Origin of the sequence: Bacillus sp. SIMBA_074, assembly GCF_046534555.1 — a bacterium.
GTDB classification, from domain to species: domain Bacteria; phylum Bacillota; class Bacilli; order Bacillales; family Bacillaceae_G; genus Bacillus_A; species Bacillus_A mycoides.
In genome coordinates this window covers 1-252 of sequence record NZ_JAWRYM010000902.1, presented here as the reverse complement: position 1 = coordinate 252, position 252 = coordinate 1, and the positions used below count along the sequence as shown (strand labels likewise).

The 252-nt window shown below is 38.9% G+C and carries 1 protein-coding gene; it reads left to right on the top strand.

Annotation, left to right across the window (positions count from 1 at the left end; translation table 11 throughout):
• Positions 1-252: polyprenyl synthetase family protein (locus SB773_RS33370; RefSeq protein WP_410594736.1), on the top strand; the 252-nt coding region annotated here is incomplete at both ends.

The window sequence follows — 252 nt, the reverse complement described above, 5'->3', positions numbered from 1 at the left end:
AGTCTCCTCTTGCGCATCAAATTCTCGCTGATACTATGGTTGAACTATGTCTTGGGGAAATTGAACAAATAAAAGATAAATACAATTTCGAACAGAATTGGCGGATATACCTTAGAAGGATCAAACGAAAAACGGCATTACTGATTGCATCCAGCTGCCAGTTGGGAGCAATTTCAGCGGGGGTTGAAGAGAAAGTTCACCAAAAGCTATTTAAATTCGGATATTATGTCGGTATGTCTTATCAAATCACAG